This is a genomic window from Streptomyces sp. NPDC057424, assembly GCF_042803315.1.
Classification (GTDB): Bacteria; Actinomycetota; Actinomycetes; order Streptomycetales; family Streptomycetaceae; genus Streptomyces.
Map to the genome: position 1 here is coordinate 1 of NZ_JBHVCP010000025.1, position 18903 is coordinate 18903.

The following is an 18903-nucleotide window of genomic DNA, read 5'->3' on the forward strand; positions in this document are numbered from 1 at the left end:
TACTATCCCCGACCAGCGGAAACGCACCGATCACGCCCGGAAAGACAACAGCTTCGCCTGCCGGACTCGATGGCGCCCGTCAAAGCGTCCCGTACCTGGTACGACTTCGCACGGGCGTACGTCGCCATGAAGTGGCCGCACGCGGCTCCGAACTCCCGCGACAGCCTGAACGAGACGATGACGCTCGTCACCACTCAGTTGTTGGGTGATCGCCCGGGGCGGCCAGCTGACGACGTCTTGCGCCGTGCGCTGCGGGGCTGGGCTTTCGTCGTCCAAGCCTCGGACGAGGAAGCTCCGCCGGTCGACATCGCGAACGCTCTTCGCTGGGTGGCCAAGGCTTCGCTGCCATTGGCGACGATCAAGAATCCGGCAGACATTCGCCGCATCCTCGACTCGCTCAAGCTCAAGCTGTCGGGCACTCCAGCGGCCGCAGAGACGGTACGGCGCAAGCGCGCGGTCCTCTTCAACGCCCTTGCCTATGCGGTCGAACTGGGGGAGCTTCCGGAGAACCCGGTCACGCTCGTGAAGTGGAAGCCTCCGAAGGTGACCAAGGAAGTCGACCGCCGGGTCGTGGTGAACCCTCGGCAGGCACGCGAACTCCTGGCCGCAGTCTCTTACGTCGGCGGCTACCGCAGAGCCCGTGGGCGGCGCCTGGTCGCGCTCTTCGCCTGCATGTACTTCGGCGGGCTTCGGTCGGCGGAAGCTGTGGCGCTGCGTCGTCCGGACTGCACGCTGCCGGAGACCGGGTGGGGTTCGCTGATCCTTGAGAAGACCCGCCCGACCGTCGGGAAGCGTTGGACCGGGACCGGGGAGGTTCATGACAACCGCGGCCTCAAGAATCGCCCCACGAATGAAACCCGCATCGTCCCGATCCCACCTCGCCTCGTCCGCATGCTCCTCGCCCACATCGAGGAGTTCGGCACCGCCAAGGACGGGCGGCTGTTCGCCAATGAACGTGGGGGAGTGGTCGCCTCCACTACGTACTGGCGCGTCTGGGACGAGGCTCGGCACCTGGCGCTCACGCCGGAACAGGTGGCCTCGCTGTTGGCCGCTCGACCGTACGACCTGAGGCACGCCGCGCTCTCCTCGTGGCTCAACGCCGGCGTCGACCCCACCGAGGTGGCGGAACGCGCGGGCAACAGCGTCGAAGTGCTGCTGAGCCGGTACGCGAAGTGTCTCGACGGCCGCCAGGACGTTGCCAACCGCCGGATCGCCGAGCTCCTCGGTGAGGACGACGGCCAGGAGGACGAGCCCAGCCACGGTGTGGCGGAGCACTCCACGCTTCCTAGTTGAGCCGGGGAAGACTGGCTGTTACGGCCGGGGCCTGCTTCGGACGGGCCCCGGCTGGTCGCGACCTTCGACGTCCTACAGGTGTCGCCCACCGGTCGGCAGCGTCACGCCCCGGTCCTCGGGATGCGGGTAGTAGATGGTCGTCTCCCCGGTGCGCGGATGATCCCGGAAGAGAGCGTGATCGAGGCTCGCTCGAGCCTGGTTGAGTGCTTGCTCGGCCGCCCTGAGCCTGCGATAGGGCTCGCTCTCGACGCCGCTCCTCGGGTAGGCGTTGGCGAGCTGAGTGACACGGTGGACGAGTTCGGTGTGGATGGCCGCGAGAGTGCGGCCGAGGTCCTCGTGTTCTTCGAGGGACAGGCGTGGCTTGGTCACGGTTTCTTTTTCATCCCGTTCGGCATGGCGCTGGCCTGTGTGGTGACGGTACGACCGGGGAGGGCGCTCCGTCCGGGAGTTGGATCAGGCGGCGGTGATGGTGATAGTGGGCGAGATGATCCAAAGGAAACGGCCTAACCCCGACACGCGCACCTGCGGCATGATGGCCCCTGGACTACGATCCAGGGGCCTCGGCGTTTTCCGGCCCTGACCTGCGAATTCCTGGCCTGCGGCCAGTCCACGGATAGTCCACAGCCCTCGACGTACAGCCGCTCCGGGCCGCACACGCCTGCACACACACGAAGACCCCGTCTCAGCGAAAGCGCTGATGGCGGGGTCTTTGGGCACCTAATCCAAGGTGCCCCCGGCAGGATTCGAACCTGCGCACACGGCTCCGGAGGCCGTTGCTCTATCCCCTGAGCTACGGGGGCGTGTCCGTCGCGTTGCTCGCGGCGACGGGTAGAACACTACCAGCTCCGTCGGGGTGGTCATGAACGGGTTTCCGCTGCCGGGGGCGGGGTTTCGGGACGTCCGTGCGGGGTGGAAGTGGGGAAAACCCGGACGCGATGGCCGGGTCCGACCTACTCTCGAGTTGTGCCAGGCGCGTCGGGCCGGGTGCTTGTTGTGGACGACAACAAGGTCATCCGGCAGTTGATCAGGGTCAACCTCGAGCTTGAGGGGCTGGAGGTCGTGACCGCGGCCGATGGTGCCGAGTGTCTTGAAGTCGTTCATCAGGTGCGGCCCGACGTCGTGACCCTCGACGTCGTCATGCCCCGGCTGGACGGGATCAGTACCGCCGCCCGGCTGCGGGCCGATCCCCGTACCCGGGACGTGCCCCTCGCCCTCGTCAGCGCCTGCGGTCATCACGAGGTCGAGGCCGGACTCGAGGCGGGTGTCGACGCCTTCCTCGCCAAGCCCTTCGAGCCCGCCGAACTGGTCCGCATGGTGCGCCAGTTGATCGAGCGGGCCCGGGCCGAGGGCCGGCAGCTGGGCGGTCCCGACGCCGACGGCGGGGGAGTCCCGATGAAGGACCAGGGGAAGGAACAGGCGAAGGAACAGGCGAGGGAAGTGGATCTGCCCGCTGTGCCGTAGGTGAGGGACTCGTGCGCAGCCGACCCTGGGCCGGGGGCCGCGTCCACATCCCGGACCGTACCGAAACCGGCTCGCATACCCACCCCCTTCCTCCCATACGCTTGTCCCGTGACCCCCGCCGAGCTCTCCCGCACCGTGCTGCACGCCGTGCGCCGCGCTGTCGACCGCGGCGAGCTCAGCGTGACCGTGCCGGAGCGGGCCGTGGTCGCTCCGCCGGGGCCCGGGGGCTGCGGCGACTACGCCACCAGCATCGCCCTCCAGCTGGCCCGTGCCGCGGGGGAGCCGCCGCAGCGCGTGGCCGAGATCCTGCGGGCGCGGCTCCTCGACGAGCAGCGGTTCGACGACGTCGTCGTCACCGGACCCGGCTTCCTCAACCTCAGTCTGCGGAGCACCGCCGCCGCCGGCCTCGTCGAGGAGGTCCTGCGGCGCGGGCGGCGGTACGGGCACGTGACGACCGGGTTCAGCGGGACCGCCGTCCGGCTCCGGTGCCCGGCAGACGTGCGGGCCGTCGTGGTCGCGGACGCCGTGGCCCGTGTGCTGCGCAGCCAGGGGGACTACGTCCGTGTCGAGTGCGACGGCCGGCCCGCCCCGGAGTGGGAGTCCGTCCTCGGCGCGGACGTCACCGCCCGGGGGCCGCGCCTCGCCGACCGGTCCTTCACCGTCCGGCCCGTCCCCGCTCCCGCCGACCCCCTGCCCCTCGGCCGGGACGCCGCCCGCTGGGCGCTGCTGCACCCCGCCGCCCACGACCGTCCCCGGATCCCCGGCGACCACCTCGTCCAGCGGGAGAGCAACCCCCTCTTCCGCGTCCGGTACGCCCACGCCCGCACCCGGGCCCTCCTGCGCAACGCCGCCGACCTCGGCTTCCACCCCGAGCCCGGTCCCGTGAGCGAAGCGGAAGCGCTGCTCGCCGCACTCGGCGACCACCCCCGCGTCCTCGCCGCCACCGCCACGCAGTACACCCCCGACCGCCTGGCCCGGCACCTCATCGCCGTCGCCGATGCCGCGATGCCCCTGCTCCCCGCCGTGCTGCCCCTCGGTGAGGAGAAACCCTCGGCCGCCCACCGTGCCCGGCTGGCGCTCGCCGAAGCCGCCGGGACGGTGCTGGCCGGCGGCCTGTCCCTGCTCGGCATCGACGCACCCGACCATCTCTGAGAGACACGAACAGATCATGAGCCGTTCCGCACACCCCGCCGGGCCCCGTCACGCCGATGTCCTCCCCGAGGGCCACTACTCCGCTCCGCCCGCCGACCTCAACGCGCTGGACCCCAAGGTGTGGGCCCAGACCGTGGCGCGTGACGAGGACGGGGTCGTGAGCGTCGGAGGCATCCCCGTCACCCGGCTCGCCGAGGAGTTCGGCACTCCTGCCTACGTCCTCGACGAGGCCGACTTCCGGGCCCGCGCGCGTGCCTGGCGCACCGCCTTCGGGGCCGAGGCCGACGTCTTCTACGCCGGCAAGGCGTTCCTCTCCCGCGCCGTCGTACGCTGGCTCGACGAGGAGGGACTGAACGTCGACGTCTGCTCCGGCGGCGAGCTGGCCACCGCCCTGTCCGCGGGCATGCCCGCCGACCGCATCGCCTTCCACGGCAACAACAAGTCCGTCGACGAGATCACCAGGGCCGTCGAGGCCGGCGTCGGGCACATCGTCCTCGACTCCTTCCAGGAGATCGTCCGCGTCGCCCACATCGCGCAGGGCCTCGGGAAGCGGCAGAAGGTCCTCATCCGCATCACCGTCGGCGTCGAGGCCCACACCCACGAGTTCATCGCCACGGCCCACGAGGACCAGAAGTTCGGCATCCCGCTGGCCGGCGGCCAGGCCGCCGAGGCCGTACGCCGGGCCCTGCAGCTCGACGGGCTGGAACTGGTCGGCATCCACAGCCACATCGGCTCGCAGATCTTCGACATGTCCGGGTTCGAGGTCGCCGCCCACCGGGTCGTCTCGCTCCTGAAGGCCGTCCGCGACGAGCACGGCGTCGAGCTGCCCGAGATCGACCTCGGCGGCGGCCTCGGCATCGCGTACACCAGCGACGACGACCCCCGCGAGCCGCACGAGATCGCCAAGGCGCTCACCGAGATCGTCACGAGGGAGTGCGAGGCCGCCAAGCTCCGCACGCCCCGCATCTCCGTCGAGCCGGGCCGCGCCATCGTCGGCCCGACCGCCTTCACGCTCTACGAGGTCGGCACCATCAAGCCCCTCGACGGGCTGCGGACGTACGTCTCCGTGGACGGCGGCATGTCGGACAACATCCGCACCGCGCTGTACGACGCCGAGTACAGCGTCGCGCTGGTCTCCCGCACCTCCGACGCCCAGCCGATGCTCGCCCGGGTCGTCGGCAAGCACTGCGAGAGCGGTGACATCGTGGTCAAGGACGCGTTCCTGCCGGCCGACCTGGCACCGGGTGACCTCATCGCCGTCCCGGCCACCGGCGCCTACTGCCGGTCCATGGCCAGCAACTACAACCACGTGCTCCGCCCGCCGGTCGTCGCCGTCGACGGCGGTGAGGCGCGGGTGATCGTCCGCCGCGAGACGGAGGAGGACCTGCTGCGTCTCGACGTCGGCTGAGAAGGGTCGGCTGAGAAAGACCGGCTGAGAAGAAGCGAACTGCGGGCCGCGGCAGGCGGCGGAAGATCTCCTGTCTGCCGCCCCCGCGAAAATGAAATGGACGTCTCACGATCCGGACCGGGGGCAGAAACTCCCGTCCGGTGAGTGAGACTGGTTCCACCGTAGACGGTAAAGAGGAAACGAGGTCGGATGATGCGTACGCGTCCGCTGAAGGTGGCGCTGCTGGGCTGTGGAGTGGTCGGCTCAGAGGTGGCGCGCATCATGACGACGCACGCCGACGACCTCACGGCCCGCATCGGGGCCCCGGTGGAGCTCGCGGGCGTGGCCGTGCGGCGGCCCGACAAGGTGCGTGAGGGCATCGCTCCCGAGCTCGTCACCACCGACGCCACCGCCCTCGTCAAACGCGGCGACATCGACGTGGTGGTCGAGGTCATCGGTGGCATCGAGCCCGCGCGCGGTCTCATCACCGCCGCCTTCGAGCACGGGGCTTCCGTCGTCTCCGCCAACAAGGCGCTGCTCGCCCAGGACGGGGCCGCCCTGCACGCCGTCGCCGAGCAGCACGACAAGGACCTCTACTACGAGGCCGCCGTCGCCGGTGCCATCCCGCTGATCCGGCCGCTGCGCGAGTCCCTCGCCGGCGACAAGATCAACCGGGTGATGGGCATCGTCAACGGCACGACGAACTTCATCCTCGACAAGATGGACTCCACCGGCGCCGGCTACCAGGAGGCCCTCGACGAGGCCACCGCCCTGGGCTACGCGGAGGCCGACCCGACCGCCGACGTCGAGGGCTTCGACGCCGCCGCCAAGGCCGCGATCCTCGCCGGCATCGCCTTCCACACGCGCGTACGCCTCGACGACGTCTACCGCGAGGGCATGACCGAGGTGACCGCGGCCGACTTCGCCTCCGCGAAGGAGATGGGCTGCACCATCAAACTGCTCGCCATCTGCGAGCGGGCCGCGGACGGGGCGTCGGTCACCGCGCGTGTGCACCCGGCCATGATCCCGCTGAGCCACCCGCTGGCCTCCGTCCGCGGCGCCTACAACGCCGTGTTCGTCGAGTCCGACGCCGCCGGGCAGCTCATGTTCTACGGCCCCGGAGCGGGCGGTTCCCCCACCGCCTCCGCCGTGCTCGGCGATCTCGTCGCCGTCTGCCGCAACCGGCTCAGCGGCTCGACCGGACCGGGCGATTCTGCCTACGCCGCGCTGCCGGTGTCCCCGATGGGCGACGTCGTCACGCGCTACCACATCAGCCTCGACGTGGCCGACAAACCGGGTGTTCTCGCCCAGGTCGCGACCGTCTTCGCCGAGCACGGAGTCTCGATCGATACGGTTCGCCAGTCGGGGAAGGACGGCGAGGCCTCCCTCGTCGTCGTCACGCACCGTGCGTCCGACGCCGCCCTCACCGGGACCGTCGAGGCGTTGCGCAAGCTCGACACCGTGCGTGGTGTCGCCAGCATCATGCGGGTTGAAGGAGAGTAACCAGCAATGACCCACCAGTGGCGCGGAATCATCGAGGAGTACCGGGACCGGCTGCCCGTCTCCGACAGCACGCCGGTCGTGACGCTCCGTGAGGGCGGCACGCCCCTCGTGCCCGCGCAGGTGCTCTCCGAGCGCACGGGCTGCGAGGTCCACCTCAAGGTGGAGGGCGCGAATCCGACCGGTTCCTTCAAGGACCGGGGCATGACCATGGCCATCACCCGGGCGAAGGAGGAGGGCGCGCAAGCCGTCATCTGCGCCTCCACCGGCAACACGTCGGCGTCCGCCGCCGCGTACGCCGTGCGGGCCGGGATGGTCTGCGCCGTGCTCGTGCCGCAGGGCAAGATCGCGCTCGGCAAGATGGGCCAGGCCCTCGTGCACGGCGCGAAGATCCTGCAGGTCGAAGGCAACTTCGACGACTGCCTCACGCTGGCGCGCGGCCTGAGCGACAACTACCCCGTGGCGTTGGTGAATTCGGTCAACCCGGTACGTATCGAGGGCCAGAAGACGGCCGCGTTCGAGATCGTGGACATGCTCGGCGACGCGCCCGACATTCACGTCCTGCCGGTGGGCAACGCGGGCAACATCACGGCCTATTGGAAGGGCTACACGGAGTACGCCGCCGACGGTGTGGCGACCCGGACCCCGCGGATGTGGGGCTTCCAGGCCTCCGGCAGCGCCCCGATCGTGCGCGGCGAGGTCGTCAAGGACCCGTCGACCATCGCCACGGCCATCCGAATCGGCAATCCGGCCTCGTGGCAGTTCGCGCTCGCCGCGCGGGACGAGTCGGGCGGTTTCATCGACGAGGTGACGGACCGTGAGATCCTGCGCGCCTACCGGCTGTTGGCTTCACAGGAGGGCGTCTTCGTCGAGCCGGCGTCCGCCGCGTCCGTCGCCGGTCTGCTGAAGGCCGCCGAGCAGGGCAAGGTCGACCCGGGGCAGCGGATCGTCTGCACCGTCACGGGCAACGGCCTGAAGGACCCCGACTGGGCCGTCGCCGGTGCCCCGCAGCCGGTCACCGTGCCCGTCGACGCGGCGGCCGCGGCGGAGCGCCTGGGCCTCGCCTGACGTGCGGGTATGCATCGAGCGCCGGTGCAACGCCCGGCAAGGTCCGGCGTAAGACGGCGCTTGCCCGGGGAGGTTCCCTACGGGGGGTGCACAGGGGGCTTACGACACGCATCGTGCGCCTCCTGTGCGCCCTATGTCGCCACAGAACCTTCCTTCGATAGGCTGTACTGAACCCGCCCGCCGCATATGCCTCCGCAGGGAGCACGGTGCCGTGCCGTCTCCGCGGCCGGGACAGCGGCCGGCCCTCGCGGCCGGCGGCGGCCCCCAGGGTTCTCGTACGCCATCGAATGTCCACTGAACGTCATTCGACAATCACCGCAGCTCAAGGAGAGTCATCGAGCGATGGCCGGTCCAGCGTTCCGCGCCGCCGCCGTCCGGGTGCGCGTCCCCGCCACCAGCGCCAACCTCGGCCCGGGCTTCGACGCCCTCGGCCTCGCGCTGGGGTTGTACGACGACGTGGTCGTCCGGGTGGCCGACTCCGGGCTGCACATCGACATCGCGGGTGAGGGAAGCGAGACGCTCCCGCGCGATGAGCGGCACCTTCTCGTGCGTTCCCTGCGCACCGCCTTCGACCTGCTCGGCGGACAGCCGCGCGGCCTGGAGATCGTCTGCGCCAACCGCATTCCGCACGGCCGGGGACTCGGCTCCTCCTCGGCGGCCATCTGCGCCGGGATCGTCGCCGCCCGCGCTGTGACCATAGGGGCCGACGCCAAGCTCGACGACACCGCGCTGCTGGAGCTCGCCACCGAGATCGAGGGCCACCCCGACAACGTCGCGGCGTGTCTGCTGGGTGGCTTCACGCTGTCCTGGATGGAGGGCGGTGCGGCCCGTGCGATCAGGATGGAGCCCGCGGATTCCATCGTTCCGGTGGTTTTCGTACCCGGAAAGCCGGTTCTCACGGAAACCGCGCGCGGCCTGCTCCCGCGCACCGTTCCGCACGTCGACGCGGCCGCCAACGCGGGCCGGGCCGCCCTGCTCGTCGAGGCCCTGACGCGCCGCCCCGAACTGCTGCTGCCCGCCACCGAGGACCGCCTGCACCAGGAGTACCGCGCGCCGGCCATGCCCGAGAGCACGGCGCTGGTGGAGCGGCTGCGGGGCGACGGCATCCCCGCGGTCATCTCCGGAGCCGGACCCACGGTCATGGCGCTGGCCGACGCCGAGACCGCCGACAAGGTCGAGGCACTGGCGGGCGCGGACTGGGCCGCGAACCGGCTGCGCCTCGATCAGCAGGGCGCGAGCGTGCTGCCGCTCGCGGCCCCCGGTGACATCTGAAAGCGCGCGGTTGCCGGATTTCGAGAGGGGGAATGTTTGTTGGATCCGGTAGTGTTAACCTCAAGTCTGCACCCGACCCCACCATGGCGAGGTGCCTCGTGTCCCCGTCCGGGACAGACATTCTTCCGGGAGCCCCCCAAGCCGCACTGTGTCCCGTACGTCGGACCGTACGCCGTACAAGGACACTGAGCGGGGCGCAGGGCACGCTCCGGAACCGGTGCGACCACGCCGCGTGACACTGACACTGGGTGCCACGGCTCAAGGAAGCGCCATCACCAGATTCCCCCGCCGCTTAGGCGGACCACCGCCCCGGCACGGTTCACACCACACGGACCGAAGTCGGACAGCACAACCGGTCGCCGAGCCAGACAGGCCGACGTCCGCTCCAGGGAAGGACCCTTCGTGAGCGACACCACCGATCTGATGGGCGCACGTGTCGAGGAGACCGCTGCCGCGCCCGCCACGGACGCCTCCGCGCCTGCCACCGGTGCCGGCTCCCGGCGGCGCCGCGGTACCGGCCTCGAGGGCATGGTGCTGGCCGAGCTGCAGCAGGTCGCATCCGGCCTCGGTATCAGGGGCACCGCGCGTATGCGCAAGAGCCAGCTGATCGAGGTCATCAAGGAGGCGCAGGCGTCCGGCGGCGCCGCTCCGGCCGCGAAGGCCGACGCCCCCGCCGAGACCAAGCCCAAGCGCCGCGCCACCTCGCGGACCCGTACGGGCGACAACGCCGAGAAGGCGGACAAGAAGGCGGACGCGAAGGAGGCCTCGCAGGCCCCCGCGGACAAGGCGGACAAGGCCGGCAAGGCCGTGGCCCAGCAGCAGATCGAGATCCCCGGCCAGCCGGCCGGCGGCCCCTCCCGCGACGGGGGAGACGAGGCGCCCGAGCGCCGTCGTCGCCGGGCCACCGCCGAGGCCGGAGCCCCGGCTTCCGCCACGGAGACCATCGTCGCCGAGGCGAAGAACGACGCCAAGGCCGAGACGCCGGCGCAGCAGCAGTCGCAGAACAACGACGCCAAGTCCGACGCGGGTGACGGCGGCGAGGGCCGTCGTCGCGACCGCCGTGACCGTGGCCGGGACCGGGACCGCGACCGCCGCGGTGGCAAGGGCGACGACCAGCAGGGCGGTCAGCGCGGCCAGCAGCAGAACCAGGGCGGCGGCCGTCAGGACCGCGGCCAGCAGCAGGACGACGACGACTTCGAGGGCGGCCGTCGTGGCCGTCGCGGGCGCTACCGCGACCGCCGGGGCCGTCGTGGCCGCGACGACATCGCCTCCGAGCCGCAGATCAACGAGGACGACGTCCTGATCCCCGTCGCGGGCATCCTGGACATCCTCGACAACTACGCCTTCATCCGTACGTCCGGCTACCTGCCCGGCCCGAACGACGTGTACGTCTCCCTCGCCCAGGTCCGCAAGAACGGCCTGCGCAAGGGCGACCACATCACCGGTGCCGTGCGCCAGCCCAAGGAAGGCGAGCGGCGCGAGAAGTTCAACGCGCTGGTGCGCCTGGATTCCGTCAACGGCATGGCGCCCGAATCCGGGCGCGGGCGGCCCGAGTTCAACAAGCTGACGCCGCTGTACCCGCAGGACCGCCTCCGCCTGGAGACCGACCCCGGTGTCCTCACCACCCGCATCATCGACCTCGTGTCGCCGATCGGTAAGGGCCAGCGTGGTCTGATCGTGGCCCCGCCGAAGACCGGCAAGACCATGATCATGCAGGCGATCGCCAACGCGATCACGCACAACAACCCCGAGTGCCACCTGATGGTCGTCCTCGTCGACGAGCGTCCGGAAGAGGTCACCGACATGCAGCGGTCGGTGAAGGGCGAGGTCATCTCCTCGACCTTCGACCGCCCGGCCGAGGACCACACCACCGTCGCCGAGCTGGCCATCGAGCGCGCAAAGCGCCTGGTGGAGCTGGGTCACGACGTGGTCGTGCTGCTCGACTCGATCACCCGTCTGGGCCGTGCGTACAACCTCGCCGCCCCGGCCTCCGGCCGCATCCTGTCCGGTGGTGTCGACTCGACGGCGCTGTACCCGCCGAAGCGCTTCTTCGGTGCGGCCCGCAACATCGAGGACGGCGGTTCGCTGACCATCCTCGCCACCGCCCTGGTGGACACCGGGTCCCGCATGGACGAGGTGATCTTCGAGGAGTTCAAGGGCACGGGCAACGCCGAGCTGAAGCTCGACCGGAAGCTCGCCGACAAGCGCATCTTCCCGGCGGTGGACGTCGACGCGTCCGGTACCCGTAAGGAAGAGATCCTGCTCGCCCCCGACGAGCTGGGCATCGTCTGGAAGCTGCGCCGGGTGCTGCACGCCCTCGACCAGCAGCAGGCGGTCGAGCTGCTCCTCGACAAGATGAAGCAGACGAAGTCGAACGCCGAGTTCCTGATGCAGATCCAGAAGACGACGCCGACGCCCGGCAACGGCGACTGAGTCATCACCGCACAAGAGGGCCGCTTCCCGTAAGGGGGCGGCCCTTTGTGGTGTTCATGTAGAGGTAGGATCACGCTCTCTTCGAACTTGTGATCCCAAGGGGGGACATTCGTGGGTACACCCATGCCCGGGGGCGGTCGGCACAGACGCCGGATACGCATCGCGCTGCCCGTCGCCGCGGCCGGTGTCGCCGCCGCCGTGGCCGGCGCGCTGCTGACGACGTCCGCCGGTGCGGCCACCCCGCTGCCGCAGCCGAAGGTCAAGCCCGCCACCAGCTCGCCGTCGCTCGCCGAGCTGGAGAAGCGTGTCGCGGGTGCCATGGCCGGGGACGACGTCGCCGGCAAGACGAGCAAGGCCGCGCTCAGCGCCGGCACCACCACGAGCCGGATCGACCCCAAGGTCATCGGCGGCAACGAGACCAGCATCAGCACGGCCCCGTGGATGGCGCAGCTCCACTACTACGACGACCGGGGCACCGCGGGCACCAGCGACGACATCGGCTTCTTCTGCGGCGGCGCCGTCGTCGCGCCGACGAAGATCCTCACCGCCGCGCACTGCGTCAAGGGCTACGACTGGAACGGCAACGGCGCCGTCGTCACCGGCACCGCGCAGCTGCCCTCCGCCGATGGCACCGACCTGCACGGCGGCACCGTCACCGGCGTCTGGCGGCAGTGGAACCACCCGTCGTACAACGCGACCACCATCGACAACGACATCGCGGTGCTCACCCTGCCCGTCCCGGTCAAGGCCAGCCCGATCCGCATGACGACGTCCGGTGACACCACGTCGTACAAGGCCGGCACCAGCGCCAAGGTCTACGGCTGGGGCCGCACCAGCTCCACCAGCGACGACGTCTCCGAGACGCTGAAGACGGCCACACTGCCCGTACAGTCCGACACCACCTGCGCGGGCTACTACGGCCGGGACTTCGTCAAGGGCCACATGGTCTGCGCGGGCAAGCCCGCCACCGGCAGCGACACCGGCACCGTCTCCGCCTGCAACGGCGACTCCGGCGGCCCGCTGGTCGTGAACAACCGGATCGTCGGTGTCGTGTCCTGGGGCGTGACGGACTGCGTCGCCAAGGGCGCCTACAGCGTCTTCAGCAAGGTGAGTTCGTACGTCGGCGCCGCCTACCCGCGCCTAGACGACACCAACATCAGCGGCGACCACAAGGCCGACCTGTGGGTGCGCAAGTCCTCCACCAAGACGGGCTACTCCAAGGACTCCAAGGGCACGTCGTTCGCCGCCCGGGTGTCCTGGGGCAACTGGAACGGCGTCAACGTCGTCCTGCAGACCGATCTCGACCGCGACGGCCACCAGGATCTGGTCTACCGGCGCAGCAGCGACGGCGACCTGTTCTGGACCCACTACGTGATCTCCAGCGGCACCTGGTCCACCAAGAAGCTCGCCGACAACTGGAAGACCCGCACCCGCGTCATCACCCCCGGTGACGTCACCGGCGACTACCTGCCCGACCTGCTCTCGGTCGACTCGGCGGGCGTCATGTGGATCTACCCGGGCAAGGGCAACGGCAGCTTCGCACCCCGCGTGAAGGTCGGCTCCGGCTGGAACCAGTACAACTCCGTGCGCGGCAAGGGCGACTTCAACGGGGACGGCAAGACCGACCTGATCGCCCGCAGCAAGTCGGGCAGCTACATCTACCTCTACAAGGGCACCGGCAAGTCCGGCTCGGGGGCCTTCTCGGCCCGGGTCAAGGTGCGTACGTGGGGCGGCTACAACGCCTTCGACGCGCCCGGCGACGTCACCGGTGACGGCAGGGCCGACTTCCTGGCCCGCACCCCCGGCGGCACGCTCTACCTGTACCCGGGCACCGGCAAGGGGACCAGCGAGATCTTCGCCACAAGGAAGTCCGTGGGCACGGATTTCAAGCAGTACGACATCTTCGGCTGAAATTGCAGGTGAGCGGGATTCACCCCCGCTGTGACGAACACGGACTGTGCCCACCGCCGCACGCGGTGGGCACAGTCCGTCGTGCAACCCTTTCCCGAGTTTCCCCGTCTGACCAGGTGGGGCGACGATAGTGCGAGGAAGGGTCTTCTCCGGCCACGCCTGGCATTGACCGCAGGGGGTAACCGACCGTAGAAGAGCTGAGGAGTGCATGTCCGCCGAGAGCACGCCGGATCCGGGTATACCGGGCGACACCGGCATCAACGGAGCCCGTCACCGCGGCAAGGGCCGACGCCGTAAGTCCCAGAGGCGTCACAAGGGTCTGATGATCACGGCCTGGACGGCCGCGGGCATCGTCGTGCTGGGCGGAGCCGGAACCGGGTACCTGTACTTCAAGCTCAACGGCAACCTCAAGAGCGTCGACATCGACCAGGCCCTCGGCACGGACCGGCCCAAGAAGGCCGACAACGGCTCGGAGAACATCCTCGTCCTCGGCTCCGACACCCGCGCCGGCGGCAACAAGAAGCTGGGCGGCGGCACCGACGACGGCAGCGCCCGCTCCGACACGGCGATGATCGTGCACGTCTACGAGGGCCACAAGAAGGCCAGTGTGGTCTCCATCCCGCGCGACACCCTCATCGACCGGCCCTCCTGCACGGACACCAAGGGCGACGAGCACCCCGCCGCCCACAGCGTGATGTTCAACTCCGCGTACTCCACCGGCGGGGCGGCCTGCACGGTGAAGACCGTCGAGTCGATCACCGACCTGCGCATGGACCACTATCTGGAGGTCGACTTCTCCGGCTTCCAGACGCTCATCGACGACCTCGGCGGCGTCGAGATCACCACCACCAAGAGCATCGACGACCCCGACAGCCATCTGAAGCTGAAGGCCGGCCCCCACACGCTCGACGGCAGGCAGGCCCTCGGCCTGGTCCGCACCAGACACGGCGTCGGCGACGGCTCAGACCTGGGCCGCATCCAGCTCCAGCAGGCCTTCATCAAGGCCCTGGTCAACCAGATCAAGGACGTCGGCGTCTTCTCGAACCCGAAGAAGCTGCTCGACCTCGCGGAAACCGCGACCAAGACGGTGACGACCGACTCCGACCTCGGCTCGGTCAACAAACTCGCGTCCTTCGCGAGCGGCCTCAAGGGCATCAGCCCGTCCAACATGCACATGATCACGATGCCGGTGGCCTACGACCCGGCCGACCCCAACCGTGTCCTCCTCCAGGAGAAGAAGGCCGACCAGATCTGGAAGGCCCTGGCGAACGACAGACCGATCCCGGCGAGCGCCACCAAGGGCACGGCGACCGGTGAGGCCAAGGGCGTGGTGTCGTCCTCCTAGGGGGCGCGGGGAACTGCGCGACAAGCCCTCACCGGCCCGCAGGGAACAAACGACGGCAACCCCCGGTTTTGGGAGTAGGCCCCAGTCCTGGCAGACTGGTACGTCGGCTCCGGTTCACGCTCTCGCACCCCGCGGCAGCGACCCGGCGCCCTCCCGAACCTAGGAGACACCTTGAAGCGCGACATCCACCCCGAGTACGTCGAGACGCAGGTCAGCTGCACCTGCGGCGCGTCGTTCACCACCCGCAGCACCATCGAGTCCGGCGCCATCCGCGCCGATGTCTGCTCCGAGTGCCACCCGTTCTACACGGGCAAGCAGAAGATCCTCGACACCGGTGGCCGTGTGGCCCGCTTCGAGGCCCGCTTCGGCAAGGCCGCCGGCTCCAAGAAGTAGCGAGCCTCCTAGGGCCTGCCCGGCGGATCCTGTCGGAGACGCGGGGCCTGGCACGCACATCTGCGGCGTTGTCGTCAGTCGCCGACGCTCCGCGTCGACTCTTTCCTCCGCCTTGCAGCTGCACGCACCAGGCCCCGCTCGTCGGCACTGACAGGTACGGCGGCTTTCCTCCGACCTGATCCGCCGGACAGGCCCTAGCGCCGGTCCACGGCCGCGCCCCCACCGAGGGCGCGCCTGGACCGGCGTTTTTGGTCGCCCGCCCTTCACCCCCGTCCGTTCACAGGAGCCCAAGATGTTCGAGGCCGTCGAGGAACTCGTCGCCGAGCACGCCGACCTGGAGAAGAAGCTCGCCGACCCGTCGGTCCACTCCGACCAGGCCAACGCGCGCAAGCTGAACAAGCGTTACGCCGAGCTCACCCCCATCGTCGCCACCTACCGCTCCTGGACGCAGACGGGCGACGACATCGAGACCGCGCGTGAACTGGGCGCCGACGACCCCGAGTTCGCCGCCGAGGTCAAGGAGCTGGAGAAGGCGCGCGAGGAGCTGACGGAGAAACTGCGTCTCCTCCTCGTCCCGCGCGACCCCAGCGACGACAAGGACGTCATCCTCGAGATCAAGGCGGGCGCGGGCGGCGACGAGTCGGCGCTGTTCGCCGGCGACCTGCTGCGCATGTACCTGCGCTACGCCGAGCGCGTCGGCTGGAAGACCGAGATCATCGACGCCACCGAGTCCGAGCTGGGCGGCTACAAGGACGTCCAGGTCGCCGTGAAGACCAAGGGCGGCCAGGGCGCCACCGAACCCGGTCAGGGCGTCTGGGCGCGGATGAAGTACGAGGGCGGCGTGCACCGCGTGCAGCGCGTGCCCGCGACGGAGTCCCAGGGCCGGATCCACACCTCCGCGGCCGGTGTGCTCGTCACGCCCGAGGCCGAGGAGGTCGACGTCGAGATCAACCCGAACGACCTGCGCATCGACGTCTACCGGTCCTCCGGGCCCGGCGGGCAGTCCGTCAACACCACCGACTCCGCCGTGCGCATCACGCACATCCCCACCGGAGTCGTCGCCTCCTGCCAGAACGAGAAGAGCCAGCTGCAGAACAAGGAGCAGGCACTGCGTATCCTGCGCTCGAGGCTGCTCGCAGCGGCGCAGGAGGAGGCGGAGCGGGAGGCCGCCGACGCCCGCCGCAGCCAGGTCCGCACCGTCGACCGCTCCGAGAAGATCCGCACGTACAACTTCCCGGAGAACCGCATCTCGGACCACCGTGTCGGCTTCAAGGCGTACAACCTGGACCAGGTCCTGGACGGCGACCTCGACGCGGTGATCCAGGCATGCGTCGACGCGGACTCGGCCGCGAAGCTGGCGGCGGCGTAAGGCACGTACGAGCAATACGGAGGACTTGCGTGAACCTGCTGCTCGCGGAGGTGGCCCAGGCCACCCAGCGGCTCGCCGACGCCGGCGTGCCCTCGCCGCGTACCGACGCGGAGGAACTCGCCGCGTTCGTGCACGGCGTCAAGCGCGGCGAGCTGCACTCCGTCAAGAACTCCGACTTCGACGCCCGCTACTGGGAGGTCATCGCCCGCCGCGAGGCCCGCGAACCGCTCCAGCACATCACCGGGCGAGCCTACTTCCGCTACCTGGAACTCCAGGTCGGCCCCGGGGTGTTCGTGCCGCGGCCCGAGACGGAGTCCGTGGTCGGCTGGGCCATAGACGCCGTACGGGCCATGGACGTCGTCGAGCCGTGCATCGTCGACCTGTGCACCGGCTCCGGCGCCATCGCGCTCGCCCTCGCCCAGGAGGTGCCGCGCTCGCGCGTGCACGCCGTGGAGTTGTCCGAGGACGCCCTCAAGTGGACCCGCAAGAACGTCCAGGGATCCAGGGTCGACCTGCGGCAGGGCAACGCCCTGACGGCCTTCCCGGACCTCGACGGCCAGGTCGACCTGGTCATCACCAATCCGCCGTACATCCCGCTCACCGAGTGGGAGTACGTCGCCCCCGAGGCCCGGGACTACGACCCCGGCCTGGCCCTCTTCTCCGGCGAGGACGGCCTCGACCTCATCCGCGGCCTGGAACGCACCGCACACCGGCTGCTGCGCCCGGGCGGTGTCGTCGTCGTCGAGCACGCGGACACCCAGGGCGGCCAGGTGCCGTGGATCTTCGCCGAGGACCGGGGCTGGACCGACGCGGCCGACCACCCGGACCTGAACAACCGCCCGCGGTTCGCCACGGCCCGCAAGGCACTGCCGTGAGCACACCGGGCACCCCGCGGTCTTCGCGGACTTCATCCCAGCAGCACGTGTACGAGGAGGCCAGCTAAAGATGGCACGGCGATACGACACCAACGACGCGACCGACCGCGTGACCGGTCTGCGCGAGGCAGCGTCCGCCGTCCGCCGTGGCGAGCTCGTGGTGCTGCCGACGGACACGGTGTACGGCATCGGCGCCGACGCGTTCTCCTCGGAGGCGGTCGCCGACCTGCTGGACGCGAAGGGCCGGGGCCGCAACATGCCCACCCCCGTCCTCATCGGCTCCCCGAACACGCTGCACGGCCTCGTCACGGACTTCTCCGAGCTGGCCTGGGAGCTGGTCGACGCGTTCTGGCCGGGCGCCCTGACGCTCGTCGCCCGGCACCAGCCGTCCCTCCAGTGGGACCTCGGGGACACCCGTGGCACCGTCGCCGTGCGCATGCCGCTGCACCCGGTCGCCATCGAGCTGCTGACCGAGGTCGGCCCCATGGCCGTCTCCTCCGCCAACCTGACCGGCCACCCGGCGCCGGAGGACTGCGACGCCGCGCAGGAGATGCTCGGCGACTCCGTCTCCGTCTACCTCGACGGCGGCCCGACCCCCGGCATCGTGCCGTCGTCGATCGTCGACGTGACCCGGGAGGTGCCGCTGCTCCTGCGCGCGGGTGCCATCTCGGCGGACGAGCTGCGCAAGGTCGTACCCGACCTCGAGGTGGCGAATTGACGGCCCCTGGATCGGGGCGTGGCATAGGCAACGGGGAAAGCGCGGCGGAGATCACGACGACCTTCGTGGGACTTCCGCGCGACAGCTTCCGCATCCTCCACGTCAGCACCGGAAACGTGTGCCGCTCGCCCATCACCGAGCGGCTGACCCGCCACTTCGTCAAGGAGCGGCTCGGCATCCTCGGCGGCGGGCTCGTCGTGGAGAGCGCGGGCACCTGGGGTCATGAGGGCGCGCCCATGGAGTCCCACGCGGAGACCGTCCTGGCCGACTTCGGCGCGGACGCCTCCGGCTTCACCGGGCGCGAGCTCCTCGACGAGCACGTGATCCGCGCCGACCTGGTGCTGACCGCCACCAGGGACCACCGGGCGCAGGTCATCTCCATGGGGCACTCCGCCGGCCTGCGCACCTTCACGCTCAAGGAGTTCACCCGCCTGGTCAAGGCCATCGACCCGGCGACCCTGCCGCCCCTGGAGGAGGGCGTGGTCGTGCGCGCACGCGCGCTGGTCCGCGCCTCGGCCGCTCTACGCGGGTGGCTGCTGGCGCCGACCGCCGAGGCGGACGAGGTCTACGACCCGTACGGCGCGCCCCTGACGTTCTTCCGGTCCATCGGGGACGAGATACACCAGGCACTCGATCCGGTGGTCACGGCCCTCACCGGCGTCCCCGCAAAGACGTAGCGACCGAGCGTTCCTCAGGCCCCGGGCCTACATTGGTCGTACGTCAGCG

16 protein-coding genes and 1 tRNA gene are annotated in these 18903 nt (G+C 70.2%); 15 read left to right on the forward strand and 2 right to left on the reverse strand.

The annotated features are described in order from the left end of the window. Positions 1–1293: tyrosine-type recombinase/integrase (locus ACFU3E_RS20660; protein WP_384159977.1), on the forward strand; the 1293-nt coding region annotated here is incomplete at its 5' end. A gap of 72 nt (positions 1294–1365) precedes the next feature. Here ACFU3E_RS20660 and ACFU3E_RS20665 read toward each other — a convergent pair. After that, entirely contained in the window at positions 1366–1662 is a 297-nt protein-coding gene (locus ACFU3E_RS20665) for a hypothetical protein (protein ID WP_384159980.1), read from the reverse strand. Between the two features lie 359 nt (positions 1663–2021). Beyond that, positions 2022–2093 (reverse strand) — tRNA-Arg (locus tag ACFU3E_RS20670). Between the two features lie 115 nt (positions 2094–2208). Between ACFU3E_RS20670 and ACFU3E_RS20675 the strand changes: the two genes are divergently transcribed. From ACFU3E_RS20675 to ACFU3E_RS20740, 14 genes are all read left to right on the forward strand, one after another. After that, on the forward strand, positions 2209–2754 hold the full coding sequence (locus tag ACFU3E_RS20675) for a response regulator (protein ID WP_384159983.1): 546 nt from the start codon (positions 2209–2211) through the stop codon (positions 2752–2754). Between the two features lie 108 nt (positions 2755–2862). Next, a complete protein-coding gene (gene nrtL, locus ACFU3E_RS20680) occupies positions 2863–3906 on the forward strand; it encodes an ArgS-related anticodon-binding protein NrtL (RefSeq protein ID WP_384159986.1) in 1044 nt (347 codons plus the stop codon). 16 nt (positions 3907–3922) lie between these two features. Continuing rightward, complete coding sequence (gene lysA / locus ACFU3E_RS20685; RefSeq protein WP_384159989.1) at positions 3923–5314, forward strand: diaminopimelate decarboxylase; 1392 nt, start codon at positions 3923–3925, stop codon at positions 5312–5314. A gap of 192 nt (positions 5315–5506) precedes the next feature. Next, positions 5507–6796, forward strand: a complete 1290-nt coding sequence (locus tag ACFU3E_RS20690) for a homoserine dehydrogenase (protein WP_384160213.1) — start codon at positions 5507–5509, stop codon at positions 6794–6796. A 6-nt stretch (positions 6797–6802) separates the two neighbouring features. Continuing rightward, entirely contained in the window at positions 6803–7861 is a 1059-nt protein-coding gene (thrC, locus tag ACFU3E_RS20695; protein WP_384159992.1) for a threonine synthase, read from the forward strand. Between the two features lie 342 nt (positions 7862–8203). Continuing rightward, the gene (gene thrB, locus ACFU3E_RS20700) at positions 8204–9133 is read left to right on the forward strand and encodes a homoserine kinase (protein ID WP_384159995.1); all 930 of its coding nucleotides are present in this window, start codon (positions 8204–8206) and stop codon (positions 9131–9133) included. A 402-nt stretch (positions 9134–9535) separates the two neighbouring features. Next, positions 9536–11566: a transcription termination factor Rho gene (gene rho, locus ACFU3E_RS20705; protein ID WP_384159998.1), complete on the forward strand. Its 2031-nt coding sequence runs from the start codon at positions 9536–9538 to the stop codon at positions 11564–11566. Between the two features lie 123 nt (positions 11567–11689). Continuing rightward, positions 11690–13477 carry a trypsin-like serine protease gene (locus ACFU3E_RS20710; protein WP_384160217.1) on the forward strand — a complete coding sequence of 596 codons (1788 nt, stop codon included), beginning with the start codon at positions 11690–11692 and terminating at the stop codon, positions 13475–13477. A gap of 208 nt (positions 13478–13685) precedes the next feature. Continuing rightward, positions 13686–14822, forward strand: coding sequence for an LCP family protein (locus ACFU3E_RS20715; RefSeq protein WP_384160001.1), 1137 nt, complete (start codon positions 13686–13688; stop codon positions 14820–14822). Between the two features lie 171 nt (positions 14823–14993). Continuing rightward, positions 14994–15215, forward strand: a complete 222-nt coding sequence (rpmE, locus tag ACFU3E_RS20720) for a 50S ribosomal protein L31 (protein WP_031140670.1) — start codon at positions 14994–14996, stop codon at positions 15213–15215. A gap of 292 nt (positions 15216–15507) precedes the next feature. Continuing rightward, entirely contained in the window at positions 15508–16584 is a 1077-nt protein-coding gene (gene prfA, locus ACFU3E_RS20725) for a peptide chain release factor 1 (protein ID WP_361929678.1), read from the forward strand. Positions 16585–16613: 29 nt separating this feature from the next. Beyond that, the gene (gene prmC, locus ACFU3E_RS20730) at positions 16614–17459 is read left to right on the forward strand and encodes a peptide chain release factor N(5)-glutamine methyltransferase (RefSeq protein WP_384160006.1); all 846 of its coding nucleotides are present in this window, start codon (positions 16614–16616) and stop codon (positions 17457–17459) included. A 70-nt stretch (positions 17460–17529) separates the two neighbouring features. Then, positions 17530–18177: an L-threonylcarbamoyladenylate synthase gene (locus ACFU3E_RS20735; protein ID WP_030854964.1), complete on the forward strand. Its 648-nt coding sequence runs from the start codon at positions 17530–17532 to the stop codon at positions 18175–18177. Then, complete coding sequence (locus ACFU3E_RS20740; RefSeq protein WP_248504818.1) at positions 18174–18854, forward strand: protein-tyrosine-phosphatase; 681 nt, start codon at positions 18174–18176, stop codon at positions 18852–18854. Before ACFU3E_RS20735 ends, ACFU3E_RS20740 begins: the two co-directional genes overlap by 4 nt. Positions 18855–18903 lie beyond the last annotated feature (49 nt).

Coding starts and splice junctions, on each gene's coding strand:
- ACFU3E_RS20735 (WP_030854964.1), top strand. CDS start 17,530: ATGGCACGGCGATACGACACCAACGACGCGACCGACCGCGTGACCGGT.
- ACFU3E_RS20715 (WP_384160001.1), top strand. CDS start 13,686: ATGTCCGCCGAGAGCACGCCGGATCCGGGTATACCGGGCGACACCGGC.
- ACFU3E_RS20690 (WP_384160213.1), top strand. CDS start 5,507: ATGCGTACGCGTCCGCTGAAGGTGGCGCTGCTGGGCTGTGGAGTGGTC.
- thrB (WP_384159995.1), top strand. CDS start 8,204: ATGGCCGGTCCAGCGTTCCGCGCCGCCGCCGTCCGGGTGCGCGTCCCC.
- prfA (WP_361929678.1), top strand. CDS start 15,508: ATGTTCGAGGCCGTCGAGGAACTCGTCGCCGAGCACGCCGACCTGGAG.
- thrC (WP_384159992.1), top strand. CDS start 6,803: ATGACCCACCAGTGGCGCGGAATCATCGAGGAGTACCGGGACCGGCTG.
- lysA (WP_384159989.1), top strand. CDS start 3,923: ATGAGCCGTTCCGCACACCCCGCCGGGCCCCGTCACGCCGATGTCCTC.
- ACFU3E_RS20710 (WP_384160217.1), top strand. CDS start 11,690: ATGCCCGGGGGCGGTCGGCACAGACGCCGGATACGCATCGCGCTGCCC.